At 68.9% G+C, this 16,546-nt stretch carries 14 protein-coding genes; 9 read left to right on the forward strand and 5 right to left on the reverse strand.

Translation table 11 applies throughout. The annotated features are described in order from the left end of the window. On the reverse strand, window positions 1-1,038 hold a 1,038-nt coding region (locus tag ACK4S9_RS13000), incomplete at its 3' end, for an NYN domain-containing protein (protein WP_409726214.1). Between the two features lie 155 nt (window positions 1,039-1,193). On the opposite strand from ACK4S9_RS13000, the gene ACK4S9_RS13005 reads away from it, so the two are divergent. Beyond that, a complete protein-coding gene (locus ACK4S9_RS13005) occupies window positions 1,194-3,113 on the forward strand; it encodes an ATP-binding protein (protein ID WP_409726216.1) in 1,920 nt (639 codons plus the stop codon). Between the two features lie 10 nt (window positions 3,114-3,123). Here the strand turns inward: ACK4S9_RS13005 and ACK4S9_RS13010 are convergent, their stop codons facing one another. Then, window positions 3,124-4,740: a PKD domain-containing protein gene (locus ACK4S9_RS13010; protein WP_409726218.1), complete on the reverse strand. Its 1,617-nt coding sequence runs from the start codon at window positions 4,738-4,740 to the stop codon at window positions 3,124-3,126. Between the two features lie 124 nt (window positions 4,741-4,864). Beyond that, on the reverse strand, window positions 4,865-5,284 hold the full coding sequence (locus tag ACK4S9_RS13015) for a DUF1810 domain-containing protein (protein WP_409726220.1): 420 nt from the start codon (window positions 5,282-5,284) through the stop codon (window positions 4,865-4,867). Between the two features lie 74 nt (window positions 5,285-5,358). On the opposite strand from ACK4S9_RS13015, the gene ACK4S9_RS13020 reads away from it, so the two are divergent. The 6 genes from ACK4S9_RS13020 (at window position 5,359) to ACK4S9_RS13045 (ending at window position 11,005) form a co-directional block, all read left to right on the forward strand. Further along, window positions 5,359-5,571 (forward strand): DUF3820 family protein, encoded by a 213-nt coding sequence (locus tag ACK4S9_RS13020; RefSeq protein ID WP_409726222.1) that lies wholly within the window; start codon window positions 5,359-5,361, stop codon window positions 5,569-5,571. 70 nt (window positions 5,572-5,641) lie between these two features. Further along, window positions 5,642-6,040: a response regulator transcription factor gene (locus ACK4S9_RS13025; protein ID WP_409726224.1), complete on the forward strand. Its 399-nt coding sequence runs from the start codon at window positions 5,642-5,644 to the stop codon at window positions 6,038-6,040. After that, window positions 6,037-7,095 (forward strand): HEAT repeat domain-containing protein, encoded by a 1,059-nt coding sequence (locus ACK4S9_RS13030; protein ID WP_409726226.1) that lies wholly within the window; start codon window positions 6,037-6,039, stop codon window positions 7,093-7,095. Before ACK4S9_RS13025 ends, ACK4S9_RS13030 begins: the two co-directional genes overlap by 4 nt. After that, a complete protein-coding gene (locus tag ACK4S9_RS13035) occupies window positions 7,092-8,534 on the forward strand; it encodes a glycosyltransferase family 2 protein (protein ID WP_409726228.1) in 1,443 nt (480 codons plus the stop codon). Before ACK4S9_RS13030 ends, ACK4S9_RS13035 begins: the two co-directional genes overlap by 4 nt. 69 nt (window positions 8,535-8,603) lie before the next feature. Further along, entirely contained in the window at window positions 8,604-10,244 is a 1,641-nt protein-coding gene (locus tag ACK4S9_RS13040; RefSeq protein WP_409726230.1) for a hypothetical protein, read from the forward strand. Next, window positions 10,241-11,005: an SIR2 family NAD-dependent protein deacylase gene (locus tag ACK4S9_RS13045; protein ID WP_409726232.1), complete on the forward strand. Its 765-nt coding sequence runs from the start codon at window positions 10,241-10,243 to the stop codon at window positions 11,003-11,005. The genes ACK4S9_RS13040 and ACK4S9_RS13045 overlap by 4 nt, the downstream gene beginning before the upstream one ends. Before the next feature lie 27 nt (window positions 11,006-11,032). Here ACK4S9_RS13045 and ACK4S9_RS13050 read toward each other — a convergent pair whose 3' ends face one another. Continuing rightward, entirely contained in the window at window positions 11,033-12,421 is a 1,389-nt protein-coding gene (locus tag ACK4S9_RS13050) for a GntP family permease (RefSeq protein WP_409726234.1), read from the reverse strand. A gap of 257 nt (window positions 12,422-12,678) precedes the next feature. Here ACK4S9_RS13050 and ACK4S9_RS13055 point away from each other — a divergent pair, with 257 nt between their 5' ends. After that, a complete protein-coding gene (locus ACK4S9_RS13055) occupies window positions 12,679-13,431 on the forward strand; it encodes a hypothetical protein (RefSeq protein ID WP_409726236.1) in 753 nt (250 codons plus the stop codon). Here the strand turns inward: ACK4S9_RS13055 and ACK4S9_RS13060 are convergent. Then, a complete protein-coding gene (locus ACK4S9_RS13060) occupies window positions 13,428-15,719 on the reverse strand; it encodes an ATP-binding protein (RefSeq protein WP_409726238.1) in 2,292 nt (763 codons plus the stop codon). The two genes, ACK4S9_RS13055 and ACK4S9_RS13060, sit on opposite strands and share 4 nt — an antisense overlap. Window positions 15,720-15,882: 163 nt before the next feature. Here ACK4S9_RS13060 and ribA point away from each other — a divergent pair, with 163 nt between their 5' ends. Beyond that, window positions 15,883-16,524 (forward strand): GTP cyclohydrolase II, encoded by a 642-nt coding sequence (gene ribA, locus ACK4S9_RS13065; protein ID WP_409726240.1) that lies wholly within the window; start codon window positions 15,883-15,885, stop codon window positions 16,522-16,524. Window positions 16,525-16,546: the final 22 nt, after the last annotated feature.

The raw sequence follows: 16,546 nt of genomic DNA on the forward strand, positions 1-16,546 counted from the left end.
CAGTTCCGCGGCCAGCGCGGCGTCCACTGCGCTCAGCTCGGGCGCGGCGGTCGCCGCCTCGCGGCCCCTGCCGCGTCCACCGCGGCCGCGGCGCCCACGCTCCGCCTTGGCCTCGGCCGGCGGCGCTTCCTCGCCGCCCTGGACGGCGGCGTCCTCGCCGGCCGGGATTTCCGGCGCCACCACCAGTTCCGGCGCCGGCATCGCCACCGGCGCCGTGGCGCTGCGGTAGACATAGGTGCCGGATTTCTCGTCGCGGCCGAAATCGAACAGGCCGCGCGCCTGGGCTTCTTCGAGCAGGTTGCCGAAGGTGCGGAAACCATAGAAGGTCTCGGAGAAGTCCGGGCGGCGGCGCTTCAGGGTGTCTTTCAGCAGCGAGGCCCAGATCTTGCCGGTGTCGCCGCGTTCCAGCACCAGCGCGTCGAAGGTCTCGACCACCATCTCGAGCGCCTGCGCCTTGCGCGCTTCCAGCTCTTCGCGGCGCTTGTCGTCACTCGGGCGGCGCGTGGACGGCTGGCCGCGGCGCGCCTCGGACTCTTCCTTGCGCTTGGCGGCGGCGCGGCGTACTTCGCGCACCAGGTCGTCATAGAAGATGAACTCGTCGCAGTTCGCCACCAGGAGGTCCGAGGTGGATTGCTTGACGCCCACGCCGATCACCCGCTTGGCGTTCTCGCGCAGCTTCGACACCAGCGGCGAGAAATCCGAGTCGCCCGAGACGATGACGAAGGTATCGACGTGCGACTTGGTGTAGCACAGGTCGAGCGCATCGACCACCAGGCGGATGTCGGCCGAGTTCTTGCCCGACTGGCGCACGTGGGGGATCTCGATCAGCTCGAAGTTCGCCTCGTGCATGGGCGCCTTGAAGGTCTTGTAGCGGTCCCAGTCGCAATAGGCTTTCTTGACCACGATGCTGCCCTTGAGCAGCAGGCGTTCCAGCACCGGCTTGATGTCGAATTTTTCGTAGTTGGCGTCACGCACGCCGAGCGCGACGTTTTCGAAGTCGCAGAACACCGCCATGCTGATGTTGTCGGAGGAAGCCATGAATTATTGCTTTCAGATAATAGAAGGACAAACTGACCGCGATTATACGCAACCCGCTTCTTCCTGGCGGCGCGTCTCGCATTGGTAAATGTTTCATGGCAAGCGCTTCGCTTTTATAATCGTGTTTTCTTCATGCCCTGACCCCGTGTTGACCCATGCTTTCGCCATCCGTCTTCGAGTCAGCGTTTAACAGTTCGCCGATCGGCAAGTACCTCTTGTCACCGACGCCCGAGGCCGTCATCCTGGCCGTGAACGATGCCTTCCTGAGAGCGTCCTCGCGCCGGCGCGAGGAACTGGTGGGCACGAGCCTGTTCGTGGCCTTCCCTTCCAATCCGGACGACCCCGGCAGCAGCACCAACGAGGCCGAACTGCGCGCCTCGTTCGCCAAAGTACTGGCGACGGGCGAGCCGGATATGCTTCCGGTGCAGCGCTACCCGATCCCGGTGCAGGCCGCGGACGGTGCGATCGGTTTCGAAGAAAGGTTCTGGAGCGCCTACAGCGCGCCGGTATTCGGCGAGGACGGCGCCATCGCATGCATCTCGCACACGACCAAGGACGTCACCGAGCAGATCCATTCCGAGCGGGCGCTGCGCGAGAGCGAGAACCGGTTCCGGGCACTCACCACTGCCGGCCAGGTGGTGTACCGGATGAACGCCGACTGGACCGAGTTGCGCGAACTCGACGGTCGCGGCTTCCTGAAGGACACCGAGCGGCCGCGCTCGTTCTGGCTCGAGGATTACATCCCGGCCGACGAGCAGGAGCGGGTGCACGCCGCAGTGCTCGAAGCGATCCGGTCCGGCTCCGTGTATGAGCTCGAACACAGGGTACGCCGCCTCGACGGCAGCGAAGGCTGGACATTGTCGCGCGCAGTGCCGATCCTCGATGCGAAGGGGCAGGTCGTCGAATGGATCGGCGCCGCTAGCGACATAACCGAGCGCAAGGTGGCTGAGGAAAGGCTGCGCGAGTCGGACCGCCGCAAGGACGAGTTCCTGGCCATGCTGGCGCACGAACTGCGCAATCCGATCGCGCCGATCGGCGCCGCGGCCGCCCTTCTGCAGCGCATGAAGCCGGACGAAGCGCTGGTGCGGCGAACCAGCGAGATCATCGCACGCCAGGTCGGGCACATGACCGGGCTGATCGACGATCTGCTCGACGTCTCGCGCGTCACCCGGGGACTGGTGGAACTGGACCGCGCACCGGTCGACCTGCGCACGGTATTGCAGGACGCGGTGGAGCAAGTCATGCCGCAGATCGAGGCGCGCCGCCACGCGCTGGCCCTGGCGCCGCCATCCGGACCGGTCATGGTCATGGGCGACAAGAAGCGGCTGGTGCAGGTGGTGGCCAACCTGCTCAACAACGCCGCCAAATACACGCCGGAAGGCGGACGCCTGGCCCTGCGGGCCCATGCCGCGGACGGGCAGGCCTGGATCGACGTCAGCGACAATGGCATCGGCATGGCGCCCGAACTGACGGGGCGGGTGTTCGAGCTGTTTGCACAGGCCGAGCGCAGCGTCGACCGCTCGCTGGGCGGACTCGGACTGGGGCTCGCGCTGGTCAAGAGCCTGGTCGAGCTGCACGGCGGCTCGGTCGCCTGCGCCAGCCCGGGACTGGGCCTGGGCAGCCGCTTCTCGGTAGGCCTGCCATGCCTGGACGCGCAGGTGGCGCCGTGCCCGCACAGCGGTGCGGGCGCCACGGCCGCCAGCGCCGTCACGCTCTCCCCGCTGCAGGTCCTGGTCGTGGACGACAACGTCGACGCGGCCGTGACCCTGTCCATGGTGCTGGAAGCGGCAGGCCACCGCACACTGGTGGAACACGGCGCGCTGGCCGCTCTCGAACGGGCGCGGGCGTCCGCGCCGCAGGTCTGCCTGCTCGACATCGGCCTGCCGGAGATGGACGGCAAGGAACTCGCGCGCCGCCTGCGCGCCGACCCGGCCACCGCGGGCGCCCTGCTGGTCGCCGTCACCGGGTACGGCCAGGACAGCGACCGCCAGCAGATCATGGCCGCCGGCTTCGACCACCATCTGGTCAAGCCGGTGGACATGGAACGGCTCGGCGCCATCCTGGCCGCTGCCTGAACCGGCCTCGCTAGCGCAGCAGCTGCCCCGGCCCGTGGCGCAGCCGCGCGGCCAGTTCGCGCACCTGCTGCTGGCGGCGCGCGGCCGCCGGGTCGGCGGGCGCGCTGCGGGCGCCGGGCGTACCGAGGTCGAGGACCGTGATCCGTTGCAACGACTCGGTAGCCTTGCCGGTCGAATCGCGCACGCGCACGACGACGTAGTAGTCGCCGTTGGCGGTATAGGCGTGGCTGGCGCGCACCTCGCCCCTGCCCCGGTATTCGCGCAGGCTGGCCGCCCGGGGACCGCTGCCGTCGCCCCAGTCGATCGTCGCGCCATGGGTGTCGCCCGGGTTGCGGTCGCGGAAGGACAGCGTGAGCTCGAACGGCTGGTTCAGGCGCGGCTCGGTGTGGCGGATCGGTCCGAGCACCGGCGCATCGGTACCGCCGCCGTTGGCGCGCAGCAGCACCACGCCGGCGTTGGAACTGGCCAGGATATCGCCGTTGTCCGCGATCGCGATCGCCGAGTTCAGCACCAGGCCGGCGGGCGGGTCGAGCAGGCGCGTGTTCAGGTCGACCGCGCTGGCGCGCGTCCAGCGGTAGGCGATGCTCTCCCCCGGGGTGCGCTGTCCCAGTCCGACGACCACGCCGTAGCGGTTGGCGGCGTTGGCTTCGGAGGCGTACAGCCCGCGCGGGTGCAGGTCGACCAGCCCGCGCACGCGCGAGAACAGGAAGGCGCGGGGCGCCGGGTCGGAATTGCCGCTGACCCTGCGGCCGACCACCTCGCCGTTGCCGTTCAGGGCGTGCGTGATGGTGCGGGCGCCGATACGGACCGCGCCCTTGCCCGGACTCCATAGAAAGGCGCTGAGGTTCGGACTGAGCGTATCGAGCATCCCGGCGATCTCGCCGCGGTTGTTGTTGGCCGACGCGAAGGCGAAGCGCTTGCCGAAGGCACCGAGGTCGATCAACCGGCCGGCGCCATCCCAGGCCAGCACGTTCGGCACTCCGTCCGGCCGGTCCCCGGAGCCGACGGTGACGTTGTCGTCGTTGATGTGGCTGGCGAAGGTCTGGACGATGCCGGCGGGAGCAGGCAGCGGCATCAGGCGGTTTGCCGCCGTCCAGCGTACGGCCCGGTCGGCGCCGTTCTCGTTCGAGAGGGCGGACCGTCCCACGATCTCGGAGCGCTCGTTGATGGCCGTGATGAAGGTGGGAGCGTCGCTGCTCAGGCTCGGCAGGGCAAGCAGTCCGCGCCGCGCCGACCAGCGGAACGGCCGGAACGGGGTTCCCTCCGGCATCCCGGGTTCGACGGTGCTGGCGGAGAAGGCGACTTCGCCCTTGTCGTTCAAGCCGCCAAGAAAGGCGGCCTGGTTGTTCGGCGGCGAGACGTCGGTCATGCGCGTACCGTCGAAATAGCCTACGCGCAATTGGTCGTCGAGACCGAAGTATTCGAACGCGGCCTGGCCGCGCGCATTGACGGCGCCGGCGAAGCCGAAGGCTCCTCCGGCAAGGTTGACGATGCCATAAACGTCCCTGCCCCGGCTCCCCGCCTTGTGTCCTTCCTGCTCTCCCGGCGCGGCGCCGGCGGCCACCGTGCCCGTCACCAGCACCACGCCTGTTATCGCGGAAAAACGTCTTTTGGAAAAAATTTGCATGTCTGCCTCCGGTAGTGGTCTCATGCGCCCGCATGAGGCAGGACGAATGTAGAACGCCGCCCGCGCAGGCAGGACGAACTACCGCAAACGGGTTCGACGCGGCGAGGCGATCGAGCGCCGCGGCCTAGAGCCGGGCCAGGGTGGCGTCGTCCGGTTCGCCGTCGAAGTACTTGTCGATGCAGTCCTGGAACACCGCTTCGTCCGGCGCGACGTCGGCGAACAGGGTCATCGAGGCGTGGAACTTGAGCTCGTCGGGATGGCCGAAAATCTCTTCGGCAGACAGGTCATCCCGCTTGGCGACGATGCCCGCGCACTCGCGCAGGCGCGCCCCCAGCACCGGATGCGCCAGGTAGGCGGCCGCTTCGTCGCTCGATGCGATCGCGTAGCGCCGCGCCATCTCGCTGCTGCCGAGCCCGGCAACCTGCGGGAAGATGAACCACATCCAGTGGCTCCGCTTGCGCCCGGCGCGCAGTTCGGCCAGCACCGTGGCGTATACCGGGTCCTGGGCCTGGACGAAGCGTTCCAGGTCGAATTCATTGTCCATGGCACTCACCTCCAGGTCCGACAATGCTATGACTTTGAGATTGTTTGCTAAAGTGCGTTCCATAGGACGCACCAATGGACACACATCATCTCTCCCTCCTGCTCGTGCGCGACATGCCGTACGGGAAATATAAAGGCCGCAAAATCGCCGACTTGCCGGGCCATTACCTGGGCTGGTTCGCCCGCGAAGGCTTCCCGCACGGCGAGCTAGGCCAGTTGCTGGCCCTGATGTACGAACTCGACCATAACAATCTGCGCAGCCTGCTCGACCCGCTTCGTAGCCGCTGAGCAACAGCTCCAGGCACTGTATTGCTGCTTGTGGGCTATACTGGCAGCGGCACCGCCTCACCCGAATTCGATGGAAAACGAACACGCTTCCCCTCCCCTCGTGCTGGTCGTCGAGGACGACGAGCACATCGCCCAGGTTCTGCGCTTCATGCTCGAACGCCAGGCATACCGCGTCGTCCACCTGGCCGACGGCCGCGCCGCGAGCGACCATATCCGCACCGCCAGCGAGCGGCCCGGCCTGGTGCTGCTCGACGTCATGCTGCCCTACGTCGACGGTTTCGAGCTGGTGCAGCTGGCGCGCGAACGCAGCGACTGGGCCGGCGTGCCGATCCTGATGCTCACTGCCAAGAATACCGAACGCGACACCGTGCGCGCGCTCGATGCCGGCGCCAACGATTTCGTCATCAAGCCCTTCCAGCCGAACGAACTGCTGGCGCGGGTACGGCGCTTCCTGAAGACGGGACCATGAGCCCGAGCGCCCTGCCCGAAGGCGCCAGCAATACCTTCGTCACCGTCGCCCTCTGGACCGGGACGGTCGCGCTCATCGTGACCCTGCTCCTGGCCCTGCAGATCGTGCTGCTGCGCGTCGGCCTGCGCCGGCGCGAGCGGCGCGCGGCGCGCGCCGTCGCCCGCTGGCGCCCGCTGCTGAACCAGGCCATCGTCGGGGAAGAGCCAAGCCTGCCATCCTTGCGGCCAAGCGAACGCCTGCCCTTCCTGCACCTGTGGGCGCACCTGCAGGCTTCGCTGCGCGGCGAGGCCAGCGAAGCGCTCAACGGCGTGGCGCGCCGGCTCGGCGTCGACACGCTTTCGCGCGAGATGCTGGCGCGCGGCGCACGCGACGAACGCCTGCTCGCCACGCTGGTGCTGGGGCACCTGCGCGACCGCGCCGCCTGGCCCCAGCTGCTGCCGCTGGCCAGCGCCGCCGACAGCGTGCTGTCCCTGAGCGCGCTGTGGGCGCTGGTGCGGGTCGACCCGGAGGCCGCGGCCGACTACCTGACGCCGCTGTTCATCGAACGCGAGGACTGGGCGCTGTCGCACGTGGCCGGCATCCTGCAGCAGGCCAGCGGCCCGGTGGCGCAGGTACTGGCGCGCATCCTGCCGGGCTTGCCGGAAGAGCGTCTGCCGCGCGCCTTGCGGATCGCCGAATCCTTGCGGATACCCCTGCCGGCCGGGGTGCTGGCCGGCGCCCTGCACAGCCCGTCCAGCGCGGTGGTGATCGCCGCGCTGCGTGGCGTGCTCGATCCGGCCACCCTGGCCGAGGTGCGCGCCTTGCTCGCCCATGACGACTGGCAGGTGCGGGTGCAGGCCGCGCGCGCCCTGGGCCGGATCGGCGAGCGCAGCGATGCCGCCCGCCTGACCAGCCTGCTGGGCGACCCGCAATGGTGGGTACGCTACCGCGCGGCCCAGGCGCTGCGCGAATTGCCGCTGCTATCGCAGGCCGACCTGAAGGCGGTGCGCGCCTCGCTCACCGACCGCTTTGCGCTCGACATGCTGGACCAGGTGCTGGCCGAGGAGGCGGCATGAGCGACGTGAACTGGGGCCCCTTGCTGACCGAATTCATCACCTGGTTCGTGTTCTGCTATTTCATCGCGCTCAACGGCGGCTACCTGCTGCTCAACGCGATCGCGCTGCGCTCGCTGCGCATCAAGGGGCAGGAACTGTTCCTCGCCGACTTGCCGCGCGCCTATTCCGGCCTGGAGCCGCCGGTGAGCATCCTGGTGCCGGCCTATAACGAGGAAGCCACCATCGCCGCCTCGGTGCGCTCGATGCTGCAGCTGACCTATGCCGAGTTCGAGATCATCGTCGTCAACGACGGCTCGAAGGACGGCACGCTGGAGGTGCTGGAGCGCGAGTTCGCCCTGCTGCCCTTCCCCGAGGCCTACCGGCGGAGAATCCCGACCGCCGAGGTGCGCGGCATCTACCGCTCGACGCGCTACCCGAACGTGCGCGTGATCGACAAGCTCAACGGCGGCAAGGCGGATTCCCTGAACGCCGCCATCAACGTTTCGCGCTATCCGCTGGTCTGCGGGGTCGACGCCGATTCGATCCTGCAGCGCGACAGCCTGGCCAAGGTCACCGAACCTTTCCTGCGCGACCCCACCGTGGTGGCGGCCGGCGGCACGGTGCGGGTGGCCAACGGCTGCACGGTCAGCGGCGGTTTTCTCACCAGCGTCGGGCTGCCGAAGAACATCTGGGCCCTGTTCCAGGTGGTCGAATACCTGCGCGCCTTCCTGTTCGGCCGGCTGGGCTGGTCCGCGATGAACGGCATGCTGATCATCTCCGGCGCCTTCGGCGTGTTCCGCAAGGACGCCGTGGTGCTGGCCGGCGGCTACCGGGTTGATACCATCGGCGAGGACATGGAACTGGTGGTGCGCATGCACCGCCTGCTGCGCGAGAAGCGCCAGCCCTACCGCATCGAGTTCGTGCCCGACCCGGTATGCTGGACCGAGGCGCCCGAGGACTACCGCACGCTGAAGAACCAACGCATCCGCTGGCAGCGCGGGCTGGCCGAGAGCCTGAACGCGAACTGGGGCCTGGTCTTCTCGCGCAAGGGCGGCGTGCCGGGCTGGGTGGCCTTCCCGTTCATGGTGCTGTTCGAGTGGCTCGGGCCGCTGGTGGAAATCGGCGGCTATGTGTTCATGTTCTGGGCCTACTTCAGCGGCATGATTTCCTGGGAGGCCTTCGGCGCCTTCCTGTTCGTCGCCATCGGCCTGGGCATCCTGCTGTCGGCCTCCGGCCTGCTGCTGGAAGAGATGTCCTTTCACATCTACCCGCGCGGCAGGCAGCTCCTGATGCTGGGACTGGTGGTGATCCTGGAAAACTTCGGCTACCGCCAGCTCAATTCCATCTGGCGCCTGACCGGCCTGTGGCGCTGGGCGACGCAGAAGGAGTCGAGCTGGGGCACGATGAAGCGCAAGGGTCTTGGCGACGAGCCAACACGGCAGACCCCAGCCGGCAAATGAGCGCGGCCGGCTGACCGTCAACGCTACACTGAGGCCATGTCACGGCTTGCCCTACTCCTCCTGTTGTCGATGAGCGCTCCCGCCCACGCCGCCTTCCTGCACCTGTGTCCGGCGCAATCCGCGCCGGCCGGCCACGCGTCCGCCAAGGCCCGTGGACCCGACGGCAAGGAGCTGCGCTTCGTCGTCACCGGCGCAGCAGCGCTGCCCGGCTGCCGCTCGCTCGAACTCGGCGCCGCCCAGGTCGAGGCCCTGCACCTGCTGGGCGCGGACGCGGCGCCGACCGCCACCATCCTGCTGCAGGGCGAGGCCAGGGACGGCGGCTTCGCCGTCAGCGAACAAACCCTGGTGCCGGAAGGCGGCGCCGGCCAGCCGGAAAAACCCGCGCCGATGCCGCTGCGGACCAACCTCCTGGGCGGGATGCAGGTGCGCAGCTACGGCGTCGAGGAGCGGGTGCACGCGCTTCTGGACCAGGGCCGCCTGCGCGTCGACTGCCGCGCCGGCACGCGCCCAGCCGGCGTCCTGCTCACCGGACCGTGGTTCATCCCGCGCCTGCGCGCGCAACTGGTGGCCACGCATTCGGGCAAGGGACAGTTCGCATGGCAGGCCGCGGACGCGGACCGGGCGGCGCGCGAGTCGGCCCTCGACATGGGCCGGCTACCCGCCGCCGGCGCCGCCGGCAGCACCCGCCTGGCCCTGCCGGCCGCCCTTGACCGGGCCGCCTGGCGCCACTTCGTGCTTGCCTGTCCAGCCGGCGGCGGCGAGCTGCTGCTCGATGCGCTCACGCTGGAGCCGCAGGCAGCGGCCGCGGCGCCGCGCTCGACCTGGATCTGGGACCGCGGCGCCTGGCTCGAGCGGGGCGAGGAGCTGCTCGACTGGGCGGCGCGCGAGCGCATCGGCGAGCTGTTCATCGTGGTAGCGCTGGAAGAAGGCCGCATCAAGGAGCCGGAGGCGCTTTCCGCCTTCGTGCGCCGCGCCGGCAGCAAGGGCATCGGCATCGGCGCGGTGGAAGGCGACCCGCACATGGTGCTGCCGCGCGAACGCGCCGCCACCGCGGCGCGCGCCCGCGCCTACGCCGCCTACAACGCGGCGGCCGAACCGGCGGCGCGTTTGAGCGGCATCCAGTTCGACATCGAGCCCTATCTGCTGCCCGAGCACGTGCTGCCGGCCGCGCGCCTCGACGCGGAATACGTGGCCACCCTGGCGGCGCTGCGCGAGGCGGCAGGCGGCATGCCGCTCGAATTCGTCGTGCCCTTCTGGTGGGGCGAGCGGCAGGCCGTGCTGGACGGCCTGGCGCGCCATGCGGACGCGGTCTCGGTGATGGACTACCGCACCGATCCCGACCAGATCCTCGCCTTCGCCATCCCTTTCCTGGACTGGGGCGCGGCCACGGGCAAGCGCGTGCGCATCGCACTCGAAGCGGGCCCGCTGCCCTTCGAGACCCAGCGCCGCTACCGCCGCGCGCCGGTTGGCGGCGCAGGCGACATGCTGCTGTTCACGGTCGACGGCCAGCAGGTAGCGGTGCTGCTGCGCCAGCCGCTCGCGCATCCGCGCGCCACGCCCTACACGCTGGTCGACACCCGCCCGATCGACGGCTCGGCCACCACCTTCCACAAGAACAAGGACGCGCTGCGCGCCCTGCTGCCCCGCCTGGAAGCCGATTTCGGCGCCTGGCCGGGGTTTGCCGGGATTGCCCTGCACGAGTGGCGATGACTTCAACCGATTTCGATCCCGACCTGCTGGACGCGCTCAGGAATGCGCGGAAGATCACGGTGCTGACGGGCGCCGGGGTGTCCGCCGAAAGCGGCATTCCGACGTTCCGCGACGCCTTGAGCGGCCTGTGGCAGCATTTCGACGCGGCCTCGCTTGCCACGCCTGACGCATTCCGGCGCGACCCCGCCCTGGTCTGGGGCTGGTACGAATGGCGCCGCATGCAGGCGCTGTCGGCGCGGCCGAACGCGGGGCACCTCGCGATCGCCCGGCTGGCCGGCCGCGTCGAGCGCCTGTCCCTGTTCACGCAGAACGTCGACGACCTGCACGAGCGTGCCGGCAGCCATGACGTGCAGCACCTGCACGGCAGCCTCCATCATCCGCGCTGCGCCGACTGTTCCCGCCCCTTTTCCCTGCCGGCGGCCGCTCCCGTGGAGCCCGAAGGCGGCCGGCGCCTGGCGCCGCCGAACTGCCCGACCTGCGGCGGCCCGGTCAGGCCCGGGGTGGTGTGGTTCAACGAGGCGCTGCCCGAAGACGTCCTCGCGCATGCATTCGAAGCATGCAACAGCTGCGATCTCCTGATCGTCGTCGGCACCTCGGGAACGGTCTATCCGGTGGCGCAGCTTCCCGAGGTGGCGCGCCGGGCCGGCAGCCAGGCCGTCCAGGTCAACCCGTCCGCCAGCGAGCTGGATCGCGTGTGCACCTGGAACCTGAGGGGAAGCGCCGCGCAGGTGCTGCCCGCCTTGCTCGACCGCGCATGGTGAGTCGGGCAGCGCGCCGCTGCTGCCACCTCAGACCAGGCCGAACAGGTAATAGGCGCCGATCGCCACCAGCACGGCCGAGGTGCCGATCAGGACCGTGACGATGAAGATGTCGCGGTAGGCCTGCTTGTGCGTCAACCCGGTCACGGCCAGCAGGGTAATCACGGCCCCGTTGTGCGGCAGCGTGTCCAGCCCCCCGCTTGCCATGGACGCGACGCGATGCAGCACCTCGAGGGGAATGCCGGCGCCGTTCGCGGCGGCGATGAAGGTATCCGAGAGGGCCGCGAGCGCGATGCTCATGCCGCCCGACGCCGAGCCCGTGATGCCGGCCAGCGCGCTGACGCTGACGGCCTCGTTGAGCAAGGGATTGGGAATATTCTTGAGCAGCCCGGTCACGGCGCCGAATCCCGGCAGCGCGGCGATGACGGCGCCGAATCCATATTCGGACGCGGTGTTCAGCGAGGCCAGCAGCGCGCCGCCCACCGCGCTGGTGGAGCCTTCGGCGAAACGCGCCGCGACCGGCCGGAACGCGAACAGCATGACCCAGAGGATACCCGCCAACAAGGCTCCCTCCACGGCCCAGATCGCGGCCAGCGGCGTCACCTGCACGGTCAGCGGCGTGCCGGAAACGTCGATGGTGACGGCGCTGCCGAAGTAGCGCGGAATGAGCTGGGTGAACAGCCAGTTCAACAGGCCGACCACGAACAGGGGCGAGACCGCCAGCAGCGGATGCGGCAAGCCTGCGCTGTCGAGCGCCTCGGGCTCGTTGCGATGCCCGGCGCCGTAACCCTCGCCGGCCGCGGCGGCGCTGCGGCGCCGGCCTTCCAGGTAAAGAATGCCCACGACGGCGATGAAGACCGAGCCAAGCAGGCCGAGGACGGGCGCGGCCCAGGTCGTGGTGCCGAAGAAGCTGGTGGGAATGATGTTCTGGATCTGGGGCGAACCGGGCATTGCCGTCATGGTGAAGGTGAAGGCGCCCAGCGCGATCGTGGCCGGGATCAGGCGTTTCGGGATATCGCCCTGCCTGAACATCTCCGCCGCGAACGGATAGACCGCGAACACGACCACGAACAGGGACACGCCGCCATAGGTCAGCAGCGCGCACACCAGGACGATCGACAGGATGGCACGCTGTTTCCCGACCAGTTGGATGACCGCGCCGACGATCGCCCTCGAAAATCCGGACAACTCGATCACCTTGCCGAAGATCGCGCCGAGCACGAACACCGGGAAGTACAGCTTGACGAAGGAGACCAGGCTTTCCATGAACACCCCGCTGAACATCGGCAGCACGGCCCCCGGATCGGTCAGCAGCACCCCGAGCAGCGCGCATAGCGGAGCGAACAGGATCACGCTATAGCCACGGTACGCAGCCAGCATGAGCAAGGACAGTGCAGCGAGCACGATCAAGATATCCAACACGGCCTCCCTGGAAAAACGGACATCGGTTCAGCCCCCCAGTATAGTCGAGCCCGGGCACGGGCAGCGCCGTGAGATTCGGTGAATTTGTCCGGCCCTTTTATCGGTAGAGTCGAGGTTTTGCCCCTACCGGAACGCCCATGCGCCTCCTTCGCCCCGCCCTCCTTGCCGCGGCCCTGGCCGGATGCGCCGTCCCGCCGCCCGGTGTGTTCAGCTTCATCGACCGCAGCTTCTACCGCTAGGATCGCGAGGCACCCATGCGTACTCCGCCCATTCATCCCCGCGTGGCCACGCGCGCCTCGGCGGTACAGCTCATGCGCTCCCGCCTGCTGCAGGAAGGCTTCCCGCGCGTCCAGATGTTCATCCTGGTGTCGCTCACCGCGCTGGCCGGTTTCGGCGCCTCGGTGGCGATGCTCGCCGCCGGGGTCGACACGATGGCGCTGCGCTACATGCTGGCGATGGGCGTGGCCTACATCGTCTTCCTCCTGCTCCTATGGCTGTGGCTGCGCACCAGCGCGGCGGACTACCTCGACCCCGAATGGGTCGGCAACGCCGACGGCAGCGGAGCGGCAAAGGATGGCGCGGCCGATTTCAGCGGTGGTGGCGGCAGCTTCGACGGCGGCGGAGCCAGCGGCAACGTCGACTTCGGCATGCAGGACAGCGCCATCGACGCCGTCGCGGACAATCCGCTCGGGCTCGCGGCCGAGGCCGAGGAAACCGTGATACCCCTGGTCGTGATCCTGCTCGCCATCGGCATCGCGCTGTCTTCCCTGTTCGTGATCTGGTCGGCGCCGATCCTGTTCGCCGAGATCCTGGTCGATGCCTTGCTGGCCGCGGGCCTGTACCGGCGCCTGCGGGTACTAGAGCCACAGCACTGGATGCTCGCCGCCTTGAGGCGCACCATCATCCCCTTCGTGCTGACCACCCTGACGGTGGCCGCCGCGGGATGGGGCATGCAGGCCTACGCGCCCGAGGCCCGCTCGCTGGGCGAGGTCCTGGCCAGCCGCTAGCTGCCCGCCGCCGGCAGTTCCACCACGAAGCGCGTGCCGCGGCCTGGCGCGGTGGTAAAGCCGATGGTCCCGCCGTGCTCCTCGATGATCGCCTTGCTGATCGCCAGTCCCAGGCCGGTGCCGCCGCGGGTTCGGGAGTCGGCCCCATCGGCCTGGGCGAAGCGCTGGAACACGCGCTGCTGGAATTCCGGCGCGATGCCGGGCCCTTCGTCGAGGACCAGCAGGCGGGCCTTACCGGGCGTGCGGGCCAGGCCCAGGGTGACCGTCTTGCCCGCCGGGGTGAACTTGATGGCGTTCGACAACAGGTTGGTCAGCACCTGTTCCATGCGGTCGGCATCGATGCTGGCCGCGATCCCCGCTGCGCCGGCATCCCAGTCGTGCCGCAGCAGCACCCCGGCCTTGCGGGCATGCCCTTCCATCGCCGCCAGCGCGCGTTCGGCCACCGGCAGCAGCGGCTGCGCCCTTGCCTCGAAATGCATCTGGCCGGCCTCGATCTTCTGGATGTCGAGCAGGTCGTTCACCATGCGCACCAGCCGCTCGCTGCTCTGGCTGGCGATGGTCGTCAAGCGCAGGGCGTCCGGCGGCAGTTCGCCCGCCATGCCGTCGGCCAGCATCGCCAGCGAGGCCTGGATCGAGGTCAGCGGCGTGCGCAGTTCGTGCGAGACGGTCGAGATGAATTCGTTCTTCATCTGCTCGACCCGCTTGCGCTCGGAGATATCGTGCAGGAACACGCTGAAGAAGGCCTCCTCGCCCCGGCCGGCCAGGGCCGCCGTCATCTCGATGGTGAATTCGCGGCCCTGGCGGTCGATCACCGTGCGCTCCAGGCGCTGCTCCAGCATGGCCAGGCGGCCGGTCTGGCGGAAGGCATGCAGGGCCTGGCCCAGGTTGGCGCGGTAGCGCTCCGGCAGCACCAGCTCGGATAGCGGCCAGCCCACGGCCTCGTTGCGGCCCCAGCCGAACATGCGCTCGGCCGCGCCGTTCCAGTCGAGGATGATGCCGCGCTGGTCGACCGCGATGTAGGCGTCCTGCGCCGCTTCCACGATCGCATTGATGCGCTGCTCGTTGGCCTGTACCGATGCCAGCGCCCGCTCCAGCTCGCGGGTGCGTTCCTCGACCCGCTGCTCCAGCGTGGCGTTCAGGTCGCGCAGTTCGGCCTGTTTTCGCACCAGGTCGCCCACCAGCCCGTTCAGGGTGCCCGACAGCGCCTGCACTTCGAAATAGTCGTTGGCGTTCGGCGGCAGCTGGACCGCCTCGCCGCGTCCCAGGCGCTCGGCCGATTCGGCCAGCGCCCCGAGCGGGCGGGTGATGCGGCGCGCCACCAGCACGCCGGCCAGCGAGAACAGCACCGCCAGCGCCGCGCCGCTCCACAGCGCCTGCTCGCGCAGGCGGCGCACCGGCGCATAGGCATCCTCCACGTCCTGGCGCACCAGCACGGTCCAGCCCAGGCCCGGATAGATGCCGCGGCCGATGGTGGCGCCGTAGCCGACCAGATAGGACAGGCCGTCGGGCCACTCTTCGACCAGGTAGCCGGTGCGCTTCTGCTGCGCCAGTTTCAGGCTCTCGGTCGCGATCTTCCTGCCTTGCAGTTCCTTCGGTCCGAGCAGGACCACGCCCTGCTGGCTGACGATCAGCGCCTGCACCCGGCCACGCGACTGGACCGGCGCGATGATCGAGCGCTCGACGTCGCGCGCCCACTGCCAGGACAGGTGCACGCCCAGCACGCCGGCGGTCTTGCCGGCCAGGTCGGAAAACGGGAAAGCGACGTCGACGAAACGGCGCGGCTCGCCGTTCTCGCTCGGCAGCAGTTTGGCCAGCTTGACCGCTTCGTGCACGTCGCCGACGTAGACGCCCTCGAGGGCATTGCGGAACCACGGACGCTGCGACACGTCGACGCCTTCCAGCAGGCCGCGCGCCTCGACGATCACCCGGCCGTCCAGGCCGGTCAGGCCGATCCAGTCGTAGTAGCCGTAGGTCTCGCGCATGTCGGACAGGATCTGGCGGCGCTCGGACAGCGCAAGCTTGGGGTCGCGCAGGTCGCGCCGCCCGGCCATCAGCATGACTTCGCGGTAGCGCTCGGCCATGCCGCGATCGAGCTTGTCGGCGGTCTGGCGCGCCAGCTCGCCCAGGCCGTGCCCGATGCTGTCCTTGACCTGTTCGTTCGAGGATTGCTCGACCACCTGCACCAGCAGCAGGGTCAGGATCACCGTCAGCAGCGAGAAGGCTAGCGCCAGCCAGGCGCCGAGGCCGCGCCTGCGCTGCCGGGTCGGGGAATGTGCGGGTGTGTCCATGCTGGGGGCTAGGCTTGAAACAATTACGCCAGCGTAACATACGCAAGTGTAAGGCACTATGGACAAGACCGGCAGCGTCGTACGGGAGAGACGGATTTCCTGTAAACTAGACGACCAGGATTTGCACGATGCTGCAACAACAAGAAATACCAAGAGAAACGCCATGCCCACCCTATCCGCCGCCAACGAGCCTTTGCTCGATTACGTCACCTCGTGCGACCTGCCGACCCCGTGGGCGCAGTTCACGCTGCATGCCTTCATCGAGCATGCGACGGGCAAGGAGCACCTGGCGATGGTGCTGGGCGACATTGGCGACGGCGAACCGGTGCTGGCGCGCGTGCATTCCGAATGCCTGACCGGAGACGTGCTGTTCTCGCAACGCTGCGACTGCGGAGCCCAGCTCGAAGGCGCGCTGCAGCGCATCGCCGAGGAAGGGCGCGGCGTCCTGCTGTATTTGCGCCAGGAAGGGCGCGGCATCGGCCTGGTCAACAAGATCCGCGCCTACCGCCTGCAGGAGGCCGGCGCCGACACGGTCGAGGCCAACCTGCAGCTGGGCTTTCATGCCGACGCCCGCAACTACGAACTGTGCAAGCCGATGCTGGAACAGTTCGGCGTGCGCTCCCTGCGCCTGATGACCAACAACCCGCGCAAGATCGATGCCTTGAGCCGCCTCGGAATCGCGGTGGCCGAGCGGGTGCCGCTGCTGGTCAACCGCAATGCCTTCAACAACAGCTACCTGAACACCAAGCAGGCCAAGCTGGGCCACATGATGGGCCCGGTGGAGGCGCCTGTCGACGCGTCCTGATTACCTAGGATGGGCGGCATAG

Source organism: Massilia sp. (assembly GCF_046293535.1).
Classification (GTDB): domain Bacteria; phylum Pseudomonadota; class Gammaproteobacteria; order Burkholderiales; family Burkholderiaceae_D; genus Telluria.